Origin of the sequence: Enterobacter quasihormaechei (assembly GCF_004331385.1) — a bacterium.
GTDB lineage: Bacteria > Pseudomonadota > Gammaproteobacteria > Enterobacterales > Enterobacteriaceae > Enterobacter > Enterobacter quasihormaechei.
In genome coordinates, this window is record NZ_SJON01000010.1 from 143,508 (window position 1) to 150,959 (window position 7,452).

Below are 7,452 nucleotides of genomic sequence, written 5' to 3' on the forward strand. Positions count from 1 at the left end.
GCGCATTATAGCTAATATGGCGTGTATGTCATAAAGTTGAAGGCTTATTTCTTTAGCGGGAGTGTGCAGTGGCGACGTTATCCAGGCTTTTTATTCATCCGGTGAAATCCATGCGCGGCATCGGCGTGACCCACGCGCTGGCCGATATGAGCGGCTTCGCCTTCGATCGCATTTTTATGGTCACCGAGCCTGACGGTACGTTCATCACCGCGCGCCAGTTCCCGCAGATGGTCCGCTTTACCCCTTCCCCGCTTCATGACGGTTTGCATTTGACCGCGCCGGACGGCTCAAGCGTGGTTGTCCGCTTTGCTGATTTTGCGCCCGTCGATGCGCCAACGGAAGTGTGGGGGAATCATTTTACCGCGCGCATCGCGCCGGACGCTATAAACCAGTGGCTGAGCGGCTTTTTCTCCCGCGACGTTCAGCTGCGCTGGGTTGGACCCGCGCTGACCCGTCGCGTAAAACGCCACGACGCGGTTCCCCTCTCCTTCGCGGATGGATTTCCCTTCCTGCTGACCAGCGAGGCCTCGCTGCGTGATCTACAGCGCCGCTGCAAAGCCAGCGTGCAGATGGAGCAGTTCCGCCCAAATCTGGTGGTGACCGGCGCGGACGCCTGGGATGAAGATACCTGGAAAGTCATCCGCATCGGCAGCGTTATTTTTGATGTCGTGAAGCCGTGCAGCCGCTGTATTTTCACCACCGTCAGCCCGGAGAAAGGCCAAAAACACCCTTCCGGCGAACCGCTGAAAACGTTGCAGTCATTTCGTACCGCGCAGGATAACGGTGATGTCGACTTCGGCCAGAACCTGATCCCCCGCTCCAGCGGCGTGATCCGCGTGGGCGACGAGGTCGAAATTCTGACTCGCGGGCCTGCACGAGTGTACGGCGCAGGCCAGCAAGATGAAATGGCCGCCCCTGAGACAAACGTCGCCGCTGCGGTGGATATTCACTGGGAAGGCAAGGTCATTCGTGGCAATAATCAGCAGGTGCTACTGGAGCAGCTGGAGCAGGCAGGGATCCGCGTACCGTATTCCTGTCGCGCGGGGATCTGCGGATGCTGTCGCATTAAACTGGTCGATGGGGAAGTGAGTGCCCTGAAGAAATCTGCGATTGGCAATGACGGCACGATCCTGTGCTGTAGCTGTGTGCCAAAAACGAGCGTACAGCTCGAAGCTTAAACCGCCTGTTCGAGGCTGAAGGCATCCACGCGCAGCTGTGGCTTCAGCCTGTCATTCATCACTTTGATGGCGTCGCCTAACTGCATCACTCGCCCGGCAATGGTCACGCCGGGTTGGGCCAGCAGACAGAGCGCGGCGTTTTCACCGGGTTCAACCACCAGCAAATTCACCTCTTCTTCGGTATCGCTCAGATTGACGCTTGCCGCATCGCCGGTAGCCGGGGTCCAGCTCATGCCGTGCGCGAGGAAATGCCAGCTTTTCGGCATTTGTGGTTTCAGGAAACGGATCGCCACCAGCGCATTTAAAACCAGTTCAGCGCGCTGTTCTTTGGAGAGATCGAAGTCGCGGCATTTTTCTTCGAAAGAGAAATAGAGTGCAGCGTCGTCAACGCAAAAGCCTGAAGGAGCAAACGCGTCAGGGGTTAACATTCGGCGCGCAAAACGAGAACGAAACAACATGCCATTGGCTAAGTCGAGCATCATGCGGTCATGCTCTTCACAAAAATACCAGCGCCAGTTATCGTCAGGTTTAATTCGCATGTTTCTCTCCCGTCCCCAAAACGTCCTGTACTAAAAATGTCCTGTTTGCCGCTTCGCTTATAACACTAGTAATAAAAGACTATAATGTCTAAATAAGCAACAATGACGGAATATAAAACAACCAGGGCTGGAAATAAAGCCCTGGTTGTCTGATTAAGAGAAAAGATTAGATATGCGTGACGATTTCTTTAATCAACGGCGGCCCTTTGAAAATAAAGCCGGAATAAATTTGCACCAGTGATGCACCAGCCGCCATCTTCTCACGTGCAGCAATGACGGAATCAATGCCGCCCACGCCAATAATCGGCAGCTGGCCTTTTAATTCCGCAGACAGTGCGCGAATAATTTCAGTGCTCTTTAATTGAACCGGACGTCCGCTTAATCCACCCGCTTCGTCACAGTTTTTCATTCCCTGAACGAGGGAACGGTCGAGGGTTGTATTGGTCGCAATCACACCGTCAATATTATGGCGAACTAAACTGTCGGCAACCTGGATCAATTCTTCAACCGAAAGATCCGGGGCGATCTTAACCGCGACCGGGACATATTTATGGTGGATCGCCTGTAGCGCCGTTTGTTTATTTTTAATGGCGCTAAGAAGATCGTCGAGCGCTTCGCCATATTGTAATGAACGCAGCCCTGGGGTGTTAGGCGATGATATATTCACCGCGATATAACCCGCATAGGCATAGACTTTTTCCATACAAATCAGATAGTCATCTTTACCCTGCTCGACTGGGGTGTCTTTATTTTTGCCGATATTAATACCCAGCACGCCATCAAAATGAGCTTTTTTTACGTTCTCAACCAGACGATCGACGCCAAGGTTATTAAAGCCCATGCGGTTGATCAGCCCCTCGGCTTCAACCAGGCGGAACAGACGCGGCTTGTCATTTCCCGGCTGCGGGCGCGGCGTCACCGTCCCGATTTCGATCGAGCCAAAGCCCATCGCACCGAGTGCATCAATGCATTCGCCATTTTTATCCAGACCGGCCGCCAGGCCCAGTGGATTTTTGAACGTCAGACCCATGCACTGAACGGGTTTTTCCGGCACGTTTTGACGCACCAGCGCGGCCAGAGGCGTTCCTGTAATACGGCGTAACTGCTGAAATGTAAATTCATGAGCGCGCTCAGGATCGAGCTGGAAAAGGGCTTTACGAACGAAGGGGTAGTACATGAACTCTCCTGGATTCCCGGTGTGCAAACCGGGAGGGGATTATGTGCGATCCCGCCCGGAAAGGGAATTGACCTGTGGCAAAAAAAGCCGTTTAAAACGCAATCGTTTACTTATCGGCAAGCTTCTTATGCATTTTTCAGCATTCATCCTGAGGATAAATCATTTAGTGGAATAACCACGCAATGTCACACTCCTGAAAATTGTTATGAATGTTAGATAAAAGCAAACAATTAGTTATAAGGAGCAACCATGCGCGTCATTACTCTGGCCGGAAGCCCACGCTTCCCCTCTCGCTCCAGCGCTCTGCTGGAATACGCTCGCGAAAAGCTTAATGCTCTGGATGTGGAAGTGTGTCACTGGAATTTACACAATTTCGCGCCTGAAGATCTGCTCTACGCCCGTTTCGACAGCCCGGCGCTGAAAACCCTGATCGAACAGTTTAAGAGTGCTGACGGGCTGATCGTCGCGACACCGATTTATAAAGCCTCTTTTTCCGGCGCGCTGAAAACGCTGCTCGATCTGCTGCCCGAACGCGCGCTGGACGGCAAGGTCGTCCTGCCGCTGGCCACGGGCGGCACGGTCGCCCATTTGCTGGCGGTAGATTATGCCCTCAAGCCGGTTCTGAACGCGCTGAAAGCCCAGGAGATCCTGCATGGCGTGTTCGCTGATGATTCACAGGTGATTGATTATCAGCATAAACCGCATTTTACGCCGAACCTGCAAACCCGCCTCGACGGCGCGCTTGAAACCTTCTGGCATGCCCTGAACCGCCGGGATCGTCACGCAGCGGCAAGTCATCAATCACAAGGAGTGGCCCATGTTTAAAACCGTTACCCGTATCGGGCTGGCAGGTCTGCTGGTAGTGGCGTCACTGGCTCAGGCGGCGGAGACCGCGCCGGAGAGCCTGCGTATCGGTTATCAGAAAGGCAGCGTCAGCATGGTGCTGGCGAAAAGCCATGCGCTGCTGGAGACGCGCTTTCCGGAGACCACATTTTCCTGGGTCGAGTTTCCCGCCGGACCACAGATGCTGGAGGCGCTGAACGTCGGGAGTATTGATTTAGGCAGCACCGGCGATATCCCGCCTATCTTTGCTCAGGCTGCCGGGGCGGATCTGGTTTACGTTGGCGTTGAGCCCGCCAAGCCGAAGGCAGAGGTGATCCTGGTACCGGAAAACAGCGATATTAAAAGCGTCGCCGATCTTAAAGGCCATAAGGTTGCTTTCCAAAAAGGTTCCAGCTCGCACAACCTGCTGCTGCGCGCGTTGCAGGAAGCCGGCCTTAAATTCACCGATATCCAGCCCGTATACCTGACGCCTGCCGATGCGCGCGCGGCGTTTCAGCAAAAGAACGTCGATGCCTGGGCAATCTGGGATCCCTACTACTCCGCCGCGCTGTTGCAGGGCGGGGTAAGGGTGCTGAAAGACGGCACTACCCTGAAGCAGACCGGTTCGTTCTACCTGGCGGCACGTCCGTACGCAGAAAAAAATGGCGCCTTTATTCAGCAGGTGCTGGATACCTTTACCCAGGCCGATGCGCTGACCCAGAGCCAGCGTCAGCAGAGCATCACGTTGCTGGCAAAAACCATGGGCTTACCTGAACCGGTGATCGCCACGTATCTTGACCATCGTCCACCCACCACCATTGCGCCGGTTAACGCCCACGTTGCCGCGCTTCAGCAGCAAACGGCCGATCTCTTTTATCAAAACCGCCTGGTTCCAAAGCAGGTGAATATTCGCGAACGCATCTGGCAACCCGCTGGCATTGAAGGAAAAAAATCATGAGTCTGAATCTTTTCTGGTTTTTACCCACCCACGGTGATGGACACTATCTTGGTACAGAAGAAGGCGCCCGCCCGGTCGATCATGGCTATCTACAGCAGATCGCCCAGGCGGCAGATCGCATCGGTTTTACCGGGGTGCTGATCCCGACGGGCCGCTCATGTGAGGATGCGTGGCTCGTTGCCGCATCCATGATCCCCGTCACCCAGCGCCTGAAGTTCCTGGTAGCCTTGCGCCCGAGCGTAGTGTCTCCCACCGTCGCGGCGCGCCAGGCGGCAACGCTGGACAGGCTATCTAACGGACGCGCGCTGTTCAACCTGGTGACGGGCAGCGATCCGCAGGAGCTGGCGGGCGACGGCGTCTTCCTCGATCATACCGAGCGTTATGAAGCTTCCGCAGAGTTCACCCGCGTCTGGCGGCGTCTGCTGGAAGGGGAAACCGTTACCTTCGAAGGAAAACATATCCACGTTCGCGATGCGAAGCTCTACTTCCCGCCGGTACAGCAGCCGCGCCCTCCCCTCTATTTCGGCGGATCGTCTGACGTGGCGCAGGCGCTGGCGGCCGAGCAGGTCGATCTCTATCTGACCTGGGGCGAGCCGCCGGAGCTGGTCAAAGAGAAAATTGCCCAGGTACGCGCTAAAGCCGCAGAACACGGTCGTAAGGTACGCTTCGGTATTCGCCTGCATGTGATTGTACGCGAAACCAACGACGAGGCCTGGCAAGCCGCAGACCGTCTGATCGCTCATCTGGATGACGATACCATCGCCAAAGCACAGGCCGCCTTTGCCAAAACCGACTCCGTAGGCCAGCACCGAATGGCCTCCCTGCACAACGGCAAGCGCGAGAATCTGGAGATCAGCCCAAACCTGTGGGCCGGTGTGGGACTGGTGCGCGGCGGCGCCGGTACGGCGCTGGTGGGCGACGGTCCAACCGTGGCGGCACGCATTAATGAATATGCGGAGCTGGGGATCGACAGCTTTATCCTCTCCGGCTATCCGCATCTGGAAGAGGCGTACAAGGTGGGTGAACTGCTGTTCCCGCATCTGGATGTCGCTATCCCGGAAATTCCGCAGCCGCGTCAGCTTCAGTTGCAGGGTGAAGCCGTAGCGAACGCGTTTATCCCGAGAAAAGTCGCGCAAAGCTAAGGAGCCGCCATGTCTGCAATCGCACAAAAATGGCTGCTGCGCGCCGCGCCGTGGTTTCTGCCCGTCGGCATTGTCCTCGTCTGGCAGCTGGCGTCGTCAACCGGCTGGCTGTCGAGCCGCATTTTGCCCTCGCCGGAAGGCGTTGTGGAAGCGTTCTGGTCGCTCAGCGCCAGCGGTGAGCTGTGGCAGCATCTGGCTATCAGCTCCTGGCGCGCCGTCATCGGCTTTTCGATTGGCGGCAGCATCGGCCTGACCCTGGGGCTCATCAGCGGCCTGTCCCGCTGGGGCGAGCGGCTGCTGGATACCTCCGTTCAGATGCTGCGGAACGTGCCGCATCTGGCGCTGATCCCGCTGGTTATCCTGTGGTTTGGCATTGATGAGAGCGCCAAAATCTTCCTCGTGGCGCTGGGGACGTTGTTCCCGATTTATATCAATACCTGGCATGGGATCCGCAATATCGATCGCGGGCTGGTTGAGATGGCCCGCAGCTATGGCCTGTCGGGTTTTGCTCTGTTTACCCACGTGATCCTGCCGGGCGCCCTGCCCTCCATTATGGTCGGCGTACGTTTTGCGCTCGGCCTGATGTGGCTCACCCTGATCGTGGCGGAAACCATTTCGGCAAACTCCGGCATTGGTTATCTGGCGATGAACGCCCGCGAGTTCCTGCAAACGGACGTGGTGGTGGTTGCCATTATCCTTTATGCCCTGCTCGGCAAACTGGCGGACGTCAGCGCCCAGTGGCTGGAACGTAGCTGGCTGCGCTGGAACCCGGCGTATACCGCTCAGGAGGCGAAAGCATGAATACTGCACGACTGAACCAGGGGACACCGTTACTGCTGAACGGCGTGACCAAACGCTACGGCGAAAACACCATTCTGAATGCACTGGATCTGCATATCCCTGCCGGACAGTTTGTGGCCGTTGTCGGACGCAGCGGTGGCGGTAAAAGTACCCTGCTGCGTCTTTTAGCCGGGCTGGAAGCCCCCAACGGCGGCGACATTCTGGCGGGCACCACGCCGCTGGCCACTATTCAGGATGATACGCGCATGATGTTTCAGGACGCGCGTCTGCTACCGTGGAAAACGGTGATGGATAACGTCGGGCTGGGCCTGAAGGGCAGCTGGCAGGAGCAAGCCCGGCAGGCACTCGCCGCGGTCGGGCTGGAGAATCGCGCGGGAGAGTGGCCCGCCGCACTGTCGGGAGGACAGAAGCAGCGCGTGGCGCTGGCGCGCGCGCTGATTCATCGTCCGGGCCTGCTGCTGCTTGATGAACCGCTCGGCGCCCTCGACGCCCTGACGCGGATCGAGATGCAGGATTTGATTGAATCGCTCTGGAAGGCGCACGGCTTTACGGTGCTGCTGGTGACGCATGACGTCAGCGAAGCCGTGGCGATGGCCGATCGGGTGCTGTTAATAGAAGAGGGAAAAATCGGGCTGGATCTGATGGTGGATATTCCACGCCCTCGCCGGGTGGGGTCAGCGAGACTGGCGGAGCTGGAGGCGGAAGTGCTGGATAGAGTGATGAAACGTGGAGTGAGTGAACGGGCATTGATTAAGGCTAATGCCTGATGCCCTCTCCCACAGGGAGAGGGAGAAAACCGATGCCCCGCTACTCCACGTAGGCCCGGTAAGCGTAG

General features: G+C 57.0%; 8 protein-coding genes. 6 read left to right on the forward strand and 2 right to left on the reverse strand.

Features of this window, described 5'->3' with window-relative positions; translation table 11 throughout:
- Window positions 1-68: 68 nt before the first annotated feature.
- Window positions 69-1,178: a YcbX family protein gene (locus E0L16_RS14555; protein WP_112792839.1), complete on the forward strand. Its 1,110-nt coding sequence runs from the start codon at window positions 69-71 to the stop codon at window positions 1,176-1,178.
- On the opposite strand, the gene zapC is transcribed toward E0L16_RS14555, so the two are convergent.
- Together zapC and pyrD are read right to left on the reverse strand one after the other, a co-directional pair.
- On the reverse strand, window positions 1,175-1,717 hold the full coding sequence (gene zapC, locus E0L16_RS14560) for a cell division protein ZapC (protein WP_063866297.1): 543 nt from the start codon (window positions 1,715-1,717) through the stop codon (window positions 1,175-1,177). The two genes, E0L16_RS14555 and zapC, sit on opposite strands and share 4 nt — an antisense overlap.
- Window positions 1,718-1,883: 166 nt before the next feature.
- Window positions 1,884-2,894, reverse strand: a complete 1,011-nt coding sequence (gene pyrD, locus E0L16_RS14565) for a quinone-dependent dihydroorotate dehydrogenase (RefSeq protein WP_063866295.1) — start codon at window positions 2,892-2,894, stop codon at window positions 1,884-1,886.
- A 249-nt stretch (window positions 2,895-3,143) separates the two neighbouring features.
- Here pyrD and ssuE point away from each other — a divergent pair, with 249 nt between their 5' ends.
- Genes ssuE through ssuB form a run of 5 tightly spaced genes read left to right on the forward strand, consistent with a single transcriptional unit; the run spans window position 3,144 to window position 7,384 of the window.
- A complete protein-coding gene (gene ssuE, locus E0L16_RS14570) occupies window positions 3,144-3,719 on the forward strand; it encodes an NADPH-dependent FMN reductase (protein ID WP_063449145.1) in 576 nt (191 codons plus the stop codon).
- Window positions 3,712-4,674 (forward strand): sulfonate ABC transporter substrate-binding protein, encoded by a 963-nt coding sequence (locus E0L16_RS14575; RefSeq protein WP_131637227.1) that lies wholly within the window; start codon window positions 3,712-3,714, stop codon window positions 4,672-4,674. The genes ssuE and E0L16_RS14575 overlap by 8 nt, the downstream gene beginning before the upstream one ends.
- On the forward strand, window positions 4,671-5,816 hold the full coding sequence (gene ssuD / locus E0L16_RS14580; RefSeq protein WP_112792835.1) for an FMNH2-dependent alkanesulfonate monooxygenase: 1,146 nt from the start codon (window positions 4,671-4,673) through the stop codon (window positions 5,814-5,816). The genes E0L16_RS14575 and ssuD overlap by 4 nt, the downstream gene beginning before the upstream one ends.
- Window positions 5,817-5,825: 9 nt before the next feature.
- Window positions 5,826-6,617 (forward strand): aliphatic sulfonate ABC transporter permease SsuC, encoded by a 792-nt coding sequence (gene ssuC / locus E0L16_RS14585; RefSeq protein ID WP_107535066.1) that lies wholly within the window; start codon window positions 5,826-5,828, stop codon window positions 6,615-6,617.
- On the forward strand, window positions 6,614-7,384 hold the full coding sequence (gene ssuB / locus E0L16_RS14590) for an aliphatic sulfonates ABC transporter ATP-binding protein (RefSeq protein ID WP_131637228.1): 771 nt from the start codon (window positions 6,614-6,616) through the stop codon (window positions 7,382-7,384). The genes ssuC and ssuB overlap by 4 nt, the downstream gene beginning before the upstream one ends.
- Window positions 7,385-7,452 lie beyond the last annotated feature (68 nt).